Here is a 13,997-nt window from a genome sequence, read left to right as displayed (position 1 = left end):
TGTCGTGACGGGGCTCACGACAAGGATGGTAAATTCTTTTCAGAGAGTCTATGTCGCATGTAGTCTCTTTTCGTTACGTCCCGACCGAGTCCGAGGAGAGCCGATGACCGCGCAGTCGACCGCATCCGTCGATCTCGGCAAGTCACGGTGCCGAGTCGTCATCCACGACGCTACGCGTATCGAGCGCTCGGGGACGGGAGCGCCCGGGCTCGCCGCGGCAGGCGGCGTCGATGCCGCTCTCGATGCGATCCTCCCGCTGCTCGCCGATGCACCGGTCCTCGACAGCATCGGGGTCGGTGCCGCCGGGGGCTGGCTCGCCCCGGAAGCCGCCCGGGAACTCGCGGGGCGCCTGGCCGCGGCGACCGCGGCGCGGGTCGCCGTCGCCTCCGATGTCGTCACCGCCCATGCCGGCGCCCTCGAGGGGGCACCCGGTGTACTCCTGATCGCCGGCACCGGTGCCGCGGCACTCGGGATCGACGCCGATGGCGTCAGACTCGTCGACGGCTGGGGTCCCGAGCTCGGAGATCTCGGCAGTGGATCGTGGCTCGGCCGCGAGGGGCTTCGCGCCGTGCTGCGTGCGGACGACGGACTCGGCCCGGCGACCGCGCTCACCGCCGCGCTCGCGGATCCGGTCGGCGCTGCCTCCGACATCCAGGGCTGGCTCGCCCGGAGCGCGCCGCTGGCCCGCCATCTCGCCACCCTGGCACCTCTCGTCCTCGACACGGCGGAAGCGGGCGACCCGGTCGCCTCGGGCATCGTGACCGAGGGGGTCCGACTGCTCACCGCGACCGCGGTCGCCGCCTCAGCCGTGACCTGCGACGTGGTGGTGCACGGAGGGCTCGCCGAACACTCCTGGTTCCGCGCCGCCCTCGGATCCTCCCTCCTCGCCGCCGGTCGCCGTGTCGTACCGGCTGCGGGCGACGCCCTCGACGGCGCGCAGTTGCTCGCGCGTCGTGATGATCTCCCCCATGAAAGGTTCGTGCACCGTGCCGAATGACGCCCCCCGCCTCGCCGCTCTCCTCTCGGTGCTGGAGAACCTCGACACCGAGGCCTCCACGACCGAGCGCGGCGACCTGGACCTCCTCGGCACCGCCGAGCTCGTGCGGAGGATGAACGCCGAGGACCGCCGCGTACCCGAAGCCGTCGCCGAGCGCGCCGAGGAGATCGCCGCCGCCGTCGACGGCATCACCGCGCGGTTCCGGCGCGGGGGACGACTCATCTACATCGGAGCCGGGACCGCGGGGCGCATCGGCGTGCTCGACGCGAGCGAGTGCCCGCCCACTTTCGGCACGGATCCTTCGCTGGTCGTCGGCCTGATCGCCGGCGGGGAGACCGCGATCCGCTCGGCCGTCGAGAATGCCGAGGACGACGCCGACGCAGCGGGTGTCTCTTTGCGCGAGCTCGACCTGTCGGAGAGCGACACCGTCGTGGGCATCTCCGCCTCCGGACGCACGCCCTACGTCGTCGGTGGCCTGGAGTACGCCCGCAGTGTCGGGGCGCTCACGGTCGCGATCGCGTCCAACGCCGCATCCGAGATCGGTGCCGTCGCGGAGATCGCGATCGAAGTCGTCACCGGGCCCGAGTTCATCTCCGGCTCCACGCGCCTGAAATCCGGGACCGCGCAGAAGCTCGTGGTCAACATGCTCACGACGCTCTCGATGATCAACCTCGGCAAGACCTACCGCGGCGTGATGGTCGACCTGCTCGCGACCAACGAGAAGCTGCGTGCGCGGTCGATCCGCACGGTCTCGCAGCTCGCCGGCGTCGGGATCGACGAAGCCGCCGCCGCTCTGGAGGGGGCGGACGGCTCCGTCAAGCTCGCCCTGCTGATGCTCGCCAGCGGTGCGTCGCCGCAGTCCGCGGCCTCGGCTCTCGAGGGTGCCGACGGCATTCTCCGCGACGCCATCGCCGCGCTCGCCTGACCCTCCCTCCGCTCGCTCCTGCGTCCGCTCCCGGTTCCCTCCGGTCGCCGTCCGTTCCCGTCGCGAATTCGCACCTCTCAACGTTCCCGTCGCGAATTCGCATCCTAATTGCCCGGATTCGCGACCATTTCGCGACCGGAGCATGGGGTTTCGCGACCGGAGCGTGGGGTTTCGCGACCGGAGCGCGCGGTCAGTGCTCGCACGTGCAGGTGCCTCCGCCGCAGCAGCTGCCGGATGAGACCGCGTGCGCCTGCGAGGATTCGGGCACATCCATCGCGGGGTTCTGGTCGAGGAAGCCGTTGGGCTTGAACCGGAACCCGGCGGTGTCGACGGGCATGATCGGCCAGTCCTCCGTGCGCGGGAAGTGCGTGAGGCCGAACGTGTGCCACAGCACCATGTCCTCGCCGTCGATCGATCGGTCGCCTGCCGTGTAGGCGGGGAGTCCGCCGCCGCCCTGGTGTGCGTTGGGATACCGCCCCGCAGGCCAGATCTGACCGTGTTCGTAGCGTGTCGCCCAGAGGTGCTTGGTGGCGAACGCGGCGCGCGCGGCGACCGAGGACTCCGGATCGGCCATGAGCAGCGCGGTGGGCTCGGGGACGAGGTGATACGCGGTCGGCCGCCCGACGTGATTCGTGCGGGACGTGCTCTGCACCTCCCAGACGCGCGCGACGGAGGAGTCTGCGTCGCGCTGCGCGGCGGTCTCGGTCGTGAGCGGGGTCTCGGACCAGCTGAACGCGTTGCCGAACGGGTTGTCCGGCCCCATCGGCACGCGCTGTGCGTCCACCTCGACGAGCCGATTCCGGTCGCCGTCGATGGCGACGTCGAGTCGCGCGCAGAACAGGTGCTGGTGCACGGGCGCGAAGACGCCGGGGGCGAGTTCGGTCGCGTGGCGCTGCCGGACGCCGGGCTCGCCGCCGCCCACGAACACGATGCCGGTGGCCTTGGCGACGACCTCGATCGAGCCGTCCAGGCCGAAGTACCAGTAGAAGCCGTAGTCGTAGTTGCCGATCGTGGAGAAGTACGAGACCACGAACCGGCGGGAGCGGCGCACGTCGGCGCGGCCCGCGAGGTCGGTGTGCTTCCAGAGGATCCCGTCGTCCTCCTCGTGCATGCAGACCACGTTCGGGATGCGCACCGGGTTGCCGTGGTCGTCGGCCACGTAGCCGTCGAGGTAGCGGATCACGCCCAGGCAGTCGCAGCCGAGTTCGAGGTGGTTGGCGTTCTTGCCGAGCAGGTATTCGCCGGCATCGAAATAGCTGATCCAGAAGCGGCCGGGGGCGGTGTCGCCGTAGGGGACCACCATCTCGGGAACGCTGGCGCGGCTGAGCACGGATCGGTCCTGGAAGGTGACGTCGTGCAGCACGAGGCCTTCGCGGGCGTTGAAGTCGACACGCATCGACCAGCCCTCCCACTCGACGAGCGAGCCGGTGACGGCGAAGCTCGGTCCCTCGGGCTGCGTGATCTCGATGGGCTTGAGCGAGGTGCGCGCCTCGCCCTGCACCTCGGGGTAGTAGTTGCCGTGGCCGGCGGGCACGGGCACGTCGCCGTGGTCCTCGACGCGGATGACGCTGTTCGAGGTGAGGTCGATGTGCACGACGAGTCCTTCGACGGGGTGCGCCCACGGGGAGTCCTGCTCGTCGTACTTGAGGAACGTCAGGGAGCGGATCACGCGGCGACCGACTTCATCGGCACGACCGGTGTAGCCCGGGGCGAGCGGTCCGCAGAACGCGAGGTCCATGTGGTCGGCGAGGCCGCGGCGCGTCATGGCCGCCTGCCACTCGGGGGAGGCCTTCGCGATCGCCTCGGCGCGTTCGTACTCCTCGAACAGGTACTGCGGCTGGCCGTAGGGCGGGGCGTCATTCGGCACGCGTTCGGTGCGCAGGACCTCGCCGCGGGTGATCGACACGATGGCTTCGGTCGCGACGCCGGTCGCCGTGTCGAGCAGTGTCACGTCGACGCGGCGGTCGATGGGGGAGCCGGGGGTCCAGGCGGCGAACTCCTGCTTCGTGGGCTCATCGAGCAGCAGCATCGGCACGCGGGTGGTCTCGGTCAGGAGCCCGGCTGCGTCGAGGATGGCTCGGGCGGCGGCGATCTCTTCGCCCGAGAGCGGATCGTGCGGGTGCGGGGCCGCGATCTTGTCGAGGGAGACGGGCTGCGGTGCGTGGTGGGACATCATCGACCTCACTATTTTCGAGCAGGTGCTCAATAAACGGGTTGCGATGATGATACGACGGCTCGCCGCAGGTCCACAAGCGCCGTTTTCGCGGGGCTCAGGCGCGCCAGGGGGCGAGGATGCTGTCCAGGACGGCGAGATGCGCCGCCGCGGGCTGAGGTTCGGTGACCTCGACGATCTGCTGTCCGTACGTGATCGAGCGCAGCAAGGCCATCACGGCGTCGGCGGGGGTGTCGGCACGCAGCTCTCCGTCGTCCACGGCCTCGGCCAGGGCGAGACGGATGCTGTCCTGCCAGGTCGCGAGGGTCGGGGCACCCGCGTCGGGGGTCGGCGCGAGGGCGGCCAGGCGCCCCCAGAAGCCGACGACCACGTGCGCTTCCGTGCGGGTGTCGTCGTCGATCGGAAGGACCTCGCGCATCAGTGCGTGCAGCCGGTCCAGTCCCCGGAGGCCGTCTGTGGCGGCGGCGATGCGCGCGTCGGTGCGGCGCGTCACCTCGGCGGCGGCGGCGCGCACGACCTCGTCGAATCCGTCGAAGTAGTGCCAGAGCGAGCCGGTGGCGACGCCGAGCTCCTTGGCGACGGCGCGCGAGGAGACGCTTTCGTGTCCATCGCGGGCGGCGACGGCGAGCAGCGCCTCGGCGATCTGCCGGCGGCGCTCATCATGGTCGACGATGCGGGGCACGTGCCCATCTTGTCGCATCCGACCTAGGTCTAGCGTTATTGAGCGATCGATCAATATACTTCCCGGATGGAGCTCCTCCTCCCTGCAGCACCGTGGCTGATGGCTGTGGCGGCGATCGTCGCTGCGGTCGCCTGCATCGGTGCGTGGCGTGCGGTGCCGTGGCAGGGGCGGCAGGCGGCACTGATCATGGCGGCGGCGATGCTGGCGCTCGCGGTCTCACCTGGCGACGCGCTCGCGGGACTCCTGCTCGGGGTGATGCTGCTGGTCTCGGCGATGCTCGGAACGATGGGCGTTCGGGGAACCGCGGCGGCCGCCGCGTGCTGTCACCGGGCCCTCGGGTCGCTCGTGATGGCCGTCTGCGCGTTCCAGAGCGCCTCGACGCGCGCGGCGGAGTCAGCCGGTGCGGGCGCGGAGATCGCGGTCTCGGGCCACGGCGGACACGGGATGAACGGCGTCCTCTCCGTTGTGATGCTGGTCGGGGTAGCCGGGGTCGTCGTGTGGACCGTCGTCTCGGAGTGGTTCCTCCCCTCCGTGCATCGTGGCAGGACGGCACGGTTGCTGGCGACGGAATCGTGGGCCATGGCAGCGGGCGTCGTGATCATGTGCGTGGGGTTCTGAAGGCAGCGGGACGCGTGTGCGTTCCGGTACGGTGGCCGGATGCCCCTCGCTCTGATCACCGGCGCTGCCCGGGCGAACAGCATCGCCGCCGGCATCGTCCCTCGTCTGCGTGCGGCCGGATGGACGGTCGTGACCAGCGATCTCCACGACGCCGACCACCTCGCCGACCTCGCGACCCCTGACGGCCCCGGCACACTCGTGGATGCGGTCGTCGCCGCGCACGGACCCATCACCGCGCTCATCCTGAGCCACGCCCACGACGTCGAGTCCGGCATCCTCGACACCACCGCGGAGAGTTTCGACAGGCACGTCGCCGTGAACGCGCGGGCGAGTCTGCTGCTGATCGCGGCCTTCGCGCGTCAGGTCGGCGACGACGGGGGAGTGATCGTGGCACTCACCAGCGACCACGTGACCGGGAACCTGCCCTACGGTGCATCGAAGGGCGCACTCGACCGGCTCGTGATCTCGGCCGCTCGCGAGCTCGGTCCTCGTGGGATCTCCGCGAACGTGCTGAACCCGGGACCGATCGACACCGGCTGGATGGACGACGAGACGCGGACCTCGCTCAGGGCGATGACCCCTCTGGGGCGTCTGGGGCGTCCGGCGGATGTCGCCGCGGTCGTGGAGTTCCTCGTGTCGGATGAGGGGCGCTGGATCTCCGGTCAGCTGCTCCAGTCGGACGGGGCGTTCTCGGCTCGCTACTGAGGGGGCGCGGCGGGCGTCGAGGGCTGATCGGGCGCGGCGGGGCCGCGGTCGCGGGTGATCATCCCATTAAGTCGAAGGGAGTTATGAATTCGTAATGCGGCGCCGCTCGCGGTGAGACCTCAGCATCCGCTATTTGTTTCCTATGCGGCAGTGACGCCGCGCTCTCCGCTTTTGGCGGTAAGGTGTGACGTGAGGTTGCAAGAAACGGGAATGCCAAATGGTTTGGCGCGATTGGGGTTTGTTTACCGTATTCGGCATCGCCGCTTTCTTGGTGGGAATTTTCTACCGAGGGTGAACTGCCATGACTTCTTTTGCGGTCGCAAATCTGTTCAGCGGGGTACTGATATCGCTGGTCGGGCTACCCTTTTCCTTTCCTGCAATCGGTGGCTACGGTTTGTTCGTCATCGATTCGGGAAGATCTACCGTCAAGACGGCCTCTCCGAGATGGACATTGAACGACGGTTGCCCAGAATGTCAGCGGTGATGTGCATCGCTGGCGGCATCGTAGCCTTTGGCGTGGCTCAGGTCGTAATCGGAATCGTCTATTCCCGCTGAGCTAGGAGTCAACGAGTTACCGAACGTCGGCTCTCACCGGTCGCGGTCGTCCTTGCGCCAGCTTCTGAGGGCGCGCCATGCCAGCACGAGACCATTGATGAACAGCGCGAGGCCGATCCCGAGGGCTGCGACGAACTCAACGGGCTGATGCCCCCGCGGCCGCGCGGGTGCGCCATCGTGAACTTCTATCCAGAAGGCGAAAGCTAGGAACCCCGCGCCCACGATGATGAGAATCGGGATCAGCCAACGCTGGCGGCGTCGCGATGCGATCTTCGCTCGCTCATCGTGCGCGACCTTCTCACTCATACGGGAACGCTACCGGGTCATTGGTGGCGCGGCTACGTTCGCCTCGGCTGCCGACGAGCGCGTTGTTGTTGTTGTTGGTGGGATCCGTTTGGTCAGCCCGTGGATCCGGTGACGTTCGCGATCGGGACTGCTGCGTCGGATGACACGGGGCAGGTGGCGGGGAACACGCTGTGGCATCAGGGGGGGCGTTGAAGCCGGCGGAGTCTGCGGGGTCGACGCTGGTGGTCGAGATGGGGGTGCGGTTGTATGTCCCCGCTCTGGGGAGGTTCCTGCAAGTCGACCCGATCGAGGGCGGCGGAGCGAATGACTACTCCTGGCCCACTGACCCCATCAACGGCCACGACCTGAGTGGCGAGAAGTGGTGGAACCCTGGGCGGGTGGTTCACAAGGCGGCAACTATCTGACTTCGCGGGCGATGCCTTCGAATATGCGCGGATACACCACCCCCCCCATGGGGATCTACACCTACCGTAAGATGACCCCAACGGTCGCCCCGCGAGGATCGACCCAGACGCCTTCCAGTCGCATTTCGAGGCCGATCTGGAGCTCGAGCTCCAAACGTTCCGCGTCTCAGAATGCCCTCAGCCATTTTAACAAGCATGGTGCCGAGTTTGCCGGCGTGAAGAATTCACTCGATTACGTCGCGCAGGCGCAGAAGTTTTTGCGCACGCCGCCGCCAGGCACGTTGACTGGCGTGCGGCAGAATGGTGACATTGTGCGGTATAACCCAGAAACCAACGTATTCGGCGTGATGAACAAGTTCGGCGCCCCGAAGACTTATTACCATCTTAATGACCATTCGTATTCAACAAACTTGGAGTATTTCTATGCCCAGTTTTGATTTTCGATATTGTAGAGTGTGTGGCTATGACGCAAGCGAATGGTTGCCTTGGGGAGAGGACGGCCGCTTCGGTAGCTTCGATATCTGCCCATGCTGCAATGTGGAATGGGGGTATGAAGACTCCACGTTCGAGTCGACCGCAGATTTCCGAGCTGAGTGGATTCGTAGCGGAGCAAAGTGGTCGGATCGGCGCATCCCACCCGATGGTCTAGGAACACATGAGCGATTGAAGCGGGCGTGGATAAAGGAAGATCCGCTGCGACGCTGAACCAGCGCCATCGAATGGCGCGAAGGTGAAGATTCGTATCATGTTCTGACGCAATTCCAGCTTGGAGCCACCTAGAGATAGGTGTACATCTGGAGGGCCGCGCATATAGTATGTTTGCGATACTGTTCGTCGCGCTTGGCGTAGTTGCCATGGTTGCGGGTGTAGGTTCGCTCGCATTTCGCCATCTGCTTGCGAAGATCCGGGAATCTCTCCTAGAGGCTTTGAGTCGCTTCGGTGTTCCTGTGGACCGGGCAATCAATCGGACAATCGGACATATACGAATGAAAGCAGTCATCAAATCGTTCTACAGTTCAGATCTGGACGTGGAGTCCTACCGGCCGCGTGATCCCTTGGACGAGGGACAATGGATTCGATTGCTGATCGGACCGGAGGACGGACCCGGGGAAGAGTCTTTCGACGTGCTTGTCTGCACGCCGCGCTGGCTCGCACGTGATATTCATCGCGATCGCGTGCAGATGCTTCGGCACACCCTCGTGATGGAAGTCTTCGACCTCGAGCTCGCGATGCGGCGACTTCGTCGCGAGGTTGGGCTGGCCACTGGAGCGACCTGGCAACAACTCCTGCTCAGCCTGGTGCAGATTGGCCGTTGGGAGTTCGACAACTACCGTTACTGAGGCGCTGCGGCCGGCCGCACGAACACCCAGGCCGCGACCGCGGCGGCGGCCGCTGCGAGAGTCATGGTGACGGCCATCGTGACCGCGTTCGTGCCACCCAATCCGGCCGCGATCGGCGCCACGACGGGCCCGAACAGGAAGGTCGCCATACCGAGCAGGGCGGAGGCTGTGCCCGCGCGGCTGCCGTGGTGCGCGAGGGCCAGCGTCTGACCGTTCGGGCCACCCACTCCCGAGCAGAGCATGAACCCGATCAGCGCAGCGATCACTCCGTAGACGCCGGTGCCGGCCAACGTCAGCACGAGGAACGTCGTCGTGGCGAGCAGCGTCGCCGTGATGCCACCCAGATAGACGCGCAACGGTCCCCACCGCCGCACGACGAGCCTGCTGGTCTGGCTGCCGACGATGCTCGCCAGCGCCCCCGCCGCGAACGCGAGACTGAAGGTCTGCGGGGTGAGACCGAACTGGTCTTGCAGGACGAACGATGACATCGACAGGTAGGTGAAGAACGCGACGCCGCCTCCCGCCGCCGCGCACAGCACCGCGACGAACAGGCGGTCGCGGATCACGGCACGGGCATGATCCCGCAGCACCACGAGGCCGCCGCCGTGCCGGGCGGAGGCGGGCAGCGTCTCGGGCAGGGCGAACACGACGATGAGGAGCAGTACGACCCCGACGGCGCTGAGCACGCCGAAGATACCCCGCCAATCCATGACCCGGGCGAGTTGCCCACCGACGACCGGCGCGATGATCGGTGCGGTTCCGGAGACGAGGAACAGCAGCGACAGCATCCGCGACAGCTCGACGCCCTCGAACTGGTCTCGTGCGATGGCCAGGCAGATCACGATGCCCGCCGAGCCCGCGAGCCCCTGCAGGAAACGGGCGAGCAGCAGCAGCTCGATGTTCGGCGCGAGGGCGCACACCAGCGACAGCACCGCGAAGGCCGAGACTCCGACCATCAGCGGCAGTCGCCTTCCGAGTCGATCGCTCAGCGGTCCCGCGATGAGTTGTCCGAGCCCGAGACCGATCATGCACGCCGACATCGTCACCTGCGCCAGAGCCTCCGTCGTGCCGAGAGACGCGGCGAGCTGCGGCAACTGCGGCAGGTAGAGGTCCATCGACAACGGCCCGAAAGCCTCCAGCATCCCGAGCACCAGCATCGCCCGCAGGGTGCTCATGCGCGGGCGAGCCGGCTCCTCGGGAAGGGGCAGGCTCATCCGCCCAGGCGCAGGATGCGGCGCAGCCAGCTCTCCCGCGCGGCGACGGCGGCCTTCGAGACCTCGGCCTCGGGCGAGAACCCGGAGAAGCCGTGGTACCCGCCGGCCCACACGTGCAGCTCCGCTTGTCCGCCGGTCGCCCAGATGCGCAGGGCGTAGTCGACGGCTTCGTCGCGGAACGTCTCGGCAGCGCCCACCTCGATGAACGCGGGTGCGAGACCGGCGAGGTCCGTGGCGCGGGCGGGCGCGGTGTATGGGGAGACGCGGTCGGTGAACCGGTCGTCCCCGGCGATGGCATCCCACGCGGTGTCGTTGTTGTTCCGATCCCACGCGCCGAAGCCGTCGTACTGCCGACTGGAGGCGGTCTCGTTGCGGTCGTCGAGCATCGGACAGCCGAGCAGCTGGCCGGCCAGGTGCGGACCGCCGCGATCACGGGCGATCAGCGCGACGGCAGCCGACAGGCCCCCGCCGGCGCTCATCCCCGAGGCGATGATGCGGTCGGGATCGATGCCGAGCTCGTCGGCGTGGGCGGCCATCCACTCCAGCGCGGCGTAGCAGTCCTCCGCCTGCGCGGGACCGGGATGCTCGGGTGCCAGCCGGTACTCGACGGCCACCCCGACGATGCCGTGCTGCTCGGCGAGGTCGATGAGCTCGGCGGTGCCGAAGAACCGGGTGCCGAGCACCATCCCGCCGCCGTGGATCGACAGGACCGCGGGGGCGGGCACGGAAGCCGCGCGCGCGGGCCGGACGATCGTGATCTCGATGTCCGGCGCCCCGGCCGGTCCGGGGATGACACGGTCCTCCCAGACGACCTCCCGACCCGCGGCCTGTGCGGCTATGGAAGGGATGAGCGTCGCGAAGTGGTCGCGGTTGGCATGGATCGTGTCGGCACGCAGCGGGATGATCTCCACCATCCCGACGAAAGCGTCGAGGCCGGCGACGAGCTCCGGGTCATACGGGACCGGCAGCGGCGCGGTCATCGGTCCGCCCGCCAGATGCGCCGCAACCACGAGGCGCGAGCGGCGAGAGCGGCTCGGGAGATCTCAGCCTCCGGCATGTACATGTCGAAGCCGTGCGCTCCGCCGCCCCAGACATGCAGTTCGGCCTGTCCTCCGGTGGCCCAGATGCGCAGCGCGTACTCCGTGTCCTCATCGCGGAAGGCCTCGGCCTCGCCGACTTCGATGAAGGCGGGCGGGAGCCCCGACACATCGGTCGCGCGGCTGGGGGCGGCGTATGCGGGGGCGTCCGAGTGGAAGGCGAGGTCGTCGCCCAGCACGCACGACCACGCCAGCAGGTTCATCTCGCGTTGCCAGGTGCCGATGCCGTCGTACTGGCGGCTCGCGACGCTGGTGTTGGTGTTGTCGATCATCGGGCACAGCAACAGCTGCCCGGCCATGACGGGCCCCTGTCGATCGCGCGCCATGAGGGCGACAGCGGTTGTCAGCCCTCCGCCCGCGCTGCCTCCTCCGACGATGAGGCGCTCCGGGTCGATGCCGAGTTCCGCGGCGTGCTCATGAACCCACACGAAGGCGGCGTAGCAGTCCTCGACGCCCGCGGGGTAGGGGTTCTCCGGAGCGAGGCGATACTCGACGTTCACGGCGACGACCCGGTGTTCGTCGACGATGTCGACCACGCGGCCGGTCTCCCACGAGCGGTGGCCGACGATCATGCCGCCGCCGTGGATGTTCACGAACCCGGGGAGCACCTCCCCGTGGACGCCGGCGGGGCGGAACACCGTGATCTCGAGGTCGGGTGCTCCGGCGGGACCGGGGATGGCGCGGTCCTCCCACTCGATGTCGCGCCCGGCGATCACGGCGTCGTTGTCGGGGAACATCCGGTCGACGCCGTCGCGCGGAAGGGTGTCGCGGGTGAGCGCCGGCTGTGGGTTCTTCGCGATCTCGTCGAGCACGGCCTGCACCTCGGGGTCGAAGGGCACGGGGGTGACGGTCGGGCGTCCGGCGGCGGTGGCGGTCATGGTTCTCCTTGGATGGAAGGGCGAAGCGGCGGGTCAGGGGCCTTCGGGGTCGACGACCCCGCGGTCGGCCCAGAACGGTTCGACCAGGCGGCGCAGCTCATCGCCGCCGACCCGATCGACCAGGGCTGCGGCGTCGAGGTTGGCGCGCAGCTGTTCCCCGCTCGAGGCGCCGAACAGCGTCGTGGTGAGAGCCGGATGGGTGAGGGTGAACGCGATCCCGAGCTGCGCGGGTGAGACGTCGAGGGATGCGGCGACCTCGGTGAAGGCGGGCACATCGTGGATGATCCGCTCCCGGATGTCGCCGGGGTCGCGGCCGATCTGCCGGTCGCCGTTGATCTTGCCGGCGAGCACGCCGCCCTCGAGGCAGTCGGAGGCCTGCAGAGTGAGCCCCTGTTCCCACAGTCGGGCGAAGGGGCCGCCGTCGGGGATCGAGCGCCGGGAGACGCTGTACTTCAACTGCGCGATCTGCGGTCCGGCCACGCCCTCCGCCGCGGCGATGTCGATCAGGGACTGGATGCTCGATGCCGACCAGTTGTTCACACCCCAGGTACGGATGAGGCCGGCCTCCGCGAGACGGGCGAGGTCGAGCACGAGGTCACGCAGGTCGAGGTCATCGCGCCGCAGGTCTCCGAGGATCACGAGGTCTGCGTGCTCGACGCCGACCCGCATCAGCGCGTTCTCGAGCTGGGGGCGGAAGCCGTCGTCGCCGAAGGCCTCGAGCCACAGCTTCGACGAGAGCAGCCAGTCGTCGCGCCGGAGGCCTGCAGCGCGCACCATCGCTGAGAAGATCACGTCGGTGAAGACCGGTGGCGCTCCTGGCGCGGAGTACACGCCCACGTCGAAGAGGTTCACACCGCGGTCCACGGCCTCGCGGAGCATTGCGACCGCGTCGTCGAAGTCCATCCGGTCGTAGGTGTGCCAGGAGCCGAGAGAGAACAGTGAGGCGTCGATGCCGCTGCGGCCGATCTCGCGTCGGGGCAGGAGGGGAGTGGTCATGGAGTCCTCACAGTCTCGGGTCGATGACGGCTTTGACCTCATCGAGGTCGTGCATGTGGGCGATCTTCGCGGAGGCGTCGGCGAGGCCGACCGGGGCGCTGAAGAGGTCGTCCCAGGGGTAGCGATCCGCGAACGCGGTGAAGAAGTCGATCGCACGGGAGTAGTCGGAGATGTCGCCGTTGAGTGAGCCGGCCACCGTGAGCTCCTTGCCCATGATGGTGCTGAGCGGGAAGCCGTCGCCCGCGGGACCGGTCGAGCCGACGATCGTGACGGTCCCGCGCTGAGCGGCCATCGCGATCGCGTCAGGGCCGACGCTGGGCGCACCCGCGAAGTCGAACACGTGGTCGGCGCCGCGCCCTCCCGTGAGCGCCATCACCTGATCGACCACCGGGCCGTCGCGGAAGTCGACGACCGCATCGGCGCCGAAGCGGCCGGCGAGTTCGAGCCGGGCGGCGGGAGCGCCCACCGTGATGACCTGGCCTGCACCGGAGATCTTCGCGACGGCCGTGGCGAAGATGCCGAGCGCCCCGGCGCCCTGCACGACCACGGTCGAGCCGGGGCGGATGCGCCCTGCCCGCTCGAAGGCCCGCAACACGGTCTTGGCCGCGCATCCGGCCATCGAGGCCCAGGTGTCCTTGACGGATGACGGGAGCAGCAGCTTGGCTGCCCCCGGGGTCACATAGGCGTACTCCGAGAGTCCCGCGGTGGCGAACGGAGGCACGTCCGCACGCTGCAGGAAGCCGTACCCGCGGCGGGAGCAGGCGACGGGCTCGCGCAGCACCACGCAGCCGTAGCACTCGCCGCAGGTCGACTCGGACCAGCCGATGCGATCTCCGGGGGAGAGGGGGTGGCCCAGGGCGTCCTTCGTGTCGGGGCCGGTGGCGACGATCTCGCCGACCATCTCGTGGCCGAGCACCATCGGGAGCATGCCGGGGAAGGTCATCCGTCCCTCCCAGATCTCGATGTCGGTGCCGCACAGCGTGGTGCACGCGATGCGCACGAGCGCGGCGCCCGCTTCGATCTCGGCGGGGAGAGGCAGGTCCTGCAGGGTGAGCGGCTCGCCGTGCGCGGTGAGCACGGCGGCCTTGGTGCGGGTGGGGAGGGGCA

At 68.4% G+C, this 13,997-nt stretch carries 15 protein-coding genes; 7 read left to right on the top strand and 8 right to left on the bottom strand.

Going from position 1 to position 13,997, the window contains the following annotated elements; translation table 11 throughout:
- The first annotated feature begins 103 nt into the window (after nucleotides 1–103).
- Together E0W80_RS15365 and murQ are read left to right on the top strand one after the other, a co-directional pair.
- The gene (locus E0W80_RS15365; protein ID WP_165875489.1) at nucleotides 104–997 is read left to right on the top strand and encodes a BadF/BadG/BcrA/BcrD ATPase family protein; all 894 of its coding nucleotides are present in this window, start codon (nucleotides 104–106) and stop codon (nucleotides 995–997) included.
- Entirely contained in the window at nucleotides 987–1,922 is a 936-nt protein-coding gene (gene murQ, locus E0W80_RS15360) for an N-acetylmuramic acid 6-phosphate etherase (RefSeq protein ID WP_047523144.1), read from the top strand. Before E0W80_RS15365 ends, murQ begins: the two co-directional genes overlap by 11 nt.
- A gap of 190 nt (nucleotides 1,923–2,112) precedes the next feature.
- Here murQ and E0W80_RS15355 read toward each other — a convergent pair whose 3' ends face one another.
- Both E0W80_RS15355 and E0W80_RS15350 read right to left on the bottom strand, forming a co-directional pair.
- Nucleotides 2,113–4,098, bottom strand: coding sequence for a primary-amine oxidase (locus tag E0W80_RS15355; RefSeq protein WP_205802375.1), 1,986 nt, complete (start codon nucleotides 4,096–4,098; stop codon nucleotides 2,113–2,115).
- Nucleotides 4,099–4,192: 94 nt separating this feature from the next.
- Complete coding sequence (locus E0W80_RS15350) at nucleotides 4,193–4,777, bottom strand: TetR/AcrR family transcriptional regulator (protein ID WP_131493772.1); 585 nt, start codon at nucleotides 4,775–4,777, stop codon at nucleotides 4,193–4,195.
- A gap of 66 nt (nucleotides 4,778–4,843) precedes the next feature.
- On the opposite strand from E0W80_RS15350, the gene E0W80_RS15345 reads away from it, so the two are divergent.
- Both E0W80_RS15345 and E0W80_RS15340 read left to right on the top strand, forming a co-directional pair.
- The gene (locus E0W80_RS15345; RefSeq protein WP_131493770.1) at nucleotides 4,844–5,395 is read left to right on the top strand and encodes a hypothetical protein; all 552 of its coding nucleotides are present in this window, start codon (nucleotides 4,844–4,846) and stop codon (nucleotides 5,393–5,395) included.
- A 39-nt stretch (nucleotides 5,396–5,434) separates the two neighbouring features.
- Nucleotides 5,435–6,100 carry an SDR family oxidoreductase gene (locus tag E0W80_RS15340; RefSeq protein ID WP_131493768.1) on the top strand — a complete coding sequence of 222 codons (666 nt, stop codon included), beginning with the start codon at nucleotides 5,435–5,437 and terminating at the stop codon, nucleotides 6,098–6,100.
- A 588-nt stretch (nucleotides 6,101–6,688) separates the two neighbouring features.
- Here the strand turns inward: E0W80_RS15340 and E0W80_RS15335 are convergent.
- Nucleotides 6,689–6,961, bottom strand: coding sequence for a hypothetical protein (locus E0W80_RS15335; protein ID WP_131493766.1), 273 nt, complete (start codon nucleotides 6,959–6,961; stop codon nucleotides 6,689–6,691).
- A 170-nt stretch (nucleotides 6,962–7,131) separates the two neighbouring features.
- On the opposite strand from E0W80_RS15335, the gene E0W80_RS15330 reads away from it, so the two are divergent.
- The 3 genes from E0W80_RS15330 to E0W80_RS15320 all read left to right on the top strand — a co-directional run bounded on the left by E0W80_RS15330 (nucleotide 7,132) and on the right by E0W80_RS15320 (nucleotide 8,705).
- A complete protein-coding gene (locus E0W80_RS15330; RefSeq protein WP_205802374.1) occupies nucleotides 7,132–7,365 on the top strand; it encodes an RHS repeat-associated core domain-containing protein in 234 nt (77 codons plus the stop codon).
- Between the two features lie 215 nt (nucleotides 7,366–7,580).
- Nucleotides 7,581–7,802 carry a hypothetical protein gene (locus tag E0W80_RS15325; RefSeq protein WP_131493765.1) on the top strand — a complete coding sequence of 74 codons (222 nt, stop codon included), beginning with the start codon at nucleotides 7,581–7,583 and terminating at the stop codon, nucleotides 7,800–7,802.
- A 549-nt stretch (nucleotides 7,803–8,351) separates the two neighbouring features.
- The gene (locus tag E0W80_RS15320; protein WP_165875488.1) at nucleotides 8,352–8,705 is read left to right on the top strand and encodes an Imm8 family immunity protein; all 354 of its coding nucleotides are present in this window, start codon (nucleotides 8,352–8,354) and stop codon (nucleotides 8,703–8,705) included.
- Here E0W80_RS15320 and E0W80_RS15315 read toward each other — a convergent pair.
- From E0W80_RS15315 to E0W80_RS15295, 5 genes are all read right to left on the bottom strand, one after another.
- Nucleotides 8,699–9,919: a multidrug effflux MFS transporter gene (locus E0W80_RS15315; protein WP_240740555.1), complete on the bottom strand. Its 1,221-nt coding sequence runs from the start codon at nucleotides 9,917–9,919 to the stop codon at nucleotides 8,699–8,701. The genes E0W80_RS15320 and E0W80_RS15315 overlap by 7 nt on opposite strands.
- Nucleotides 9,916–10,899 carry an alpha/beta hydrolase gene (locus tag E0W80_RS15310; RefSeq protein ID WP_131493761.1) on the bottom strand — a complete coding sequence of 328 codons (984 nt, stop codon included), beginning with the start codon at nucleotides 10,897–10,899 and terminating at the stop codon, nucleotides 9,916–9,918. Before E0W80_RS15310 ends, E0W80_RS15315 begins: the two co-directional genes overlap by 4 nt.
- On the bottom strand, nucleotides 10,896–11,894 hold the full coding sequence (locus tag E0W80_RS15305) for an alpha/beta hydrolase (RefSeq protein ID WP_131493760.1): 999 nt from the start codon (nucleotides 11,892–11,894) through the stop codon (nucleotides 10,896–10,898). Before E0W80_RS15305 ends, E0W80_RS15310 begins: the two co-directional genes overlap by 4 nt.
- 33 nt (nucleotides 11,895–11,927) lie before the next feature.
- Complete coding sequence (locus tag E0W80_RS15300) at nucleotides 11,928–12,890, bottom strand: aldo/keto reductase (RefSeq protein ID WP_131493758.1); 963 nt, start codon at nucleotides 12,888–12,890, stop codon at nucleotides 11,928–11,930.
- A 7-nt stretch (nucleotides 12,891–12,897) separates the two neighbouring features.
- A partial coding sequence (locus E0W80_RS15295; RefSeq protein WP_205802373.1) for a zinc-binding dehydrogenase occupies nucleotides 12,898–13,997 on the bottom strand: 1,100 nt, incomplete at its 5' end.

Source organism: Microbacterium sp. PI-1 (genome assembly GCF_004337555.1).
Taxonomy (GTDB): Bacteria; Actinomycetota; Actinomycetes; order Actinomycetales; family Microbacteriaceae; genus Microbacterium; species Microbacterium aurugineum.
This window is presented reverse-complemented; position numbering and strand designations above follow the sequence as displayed.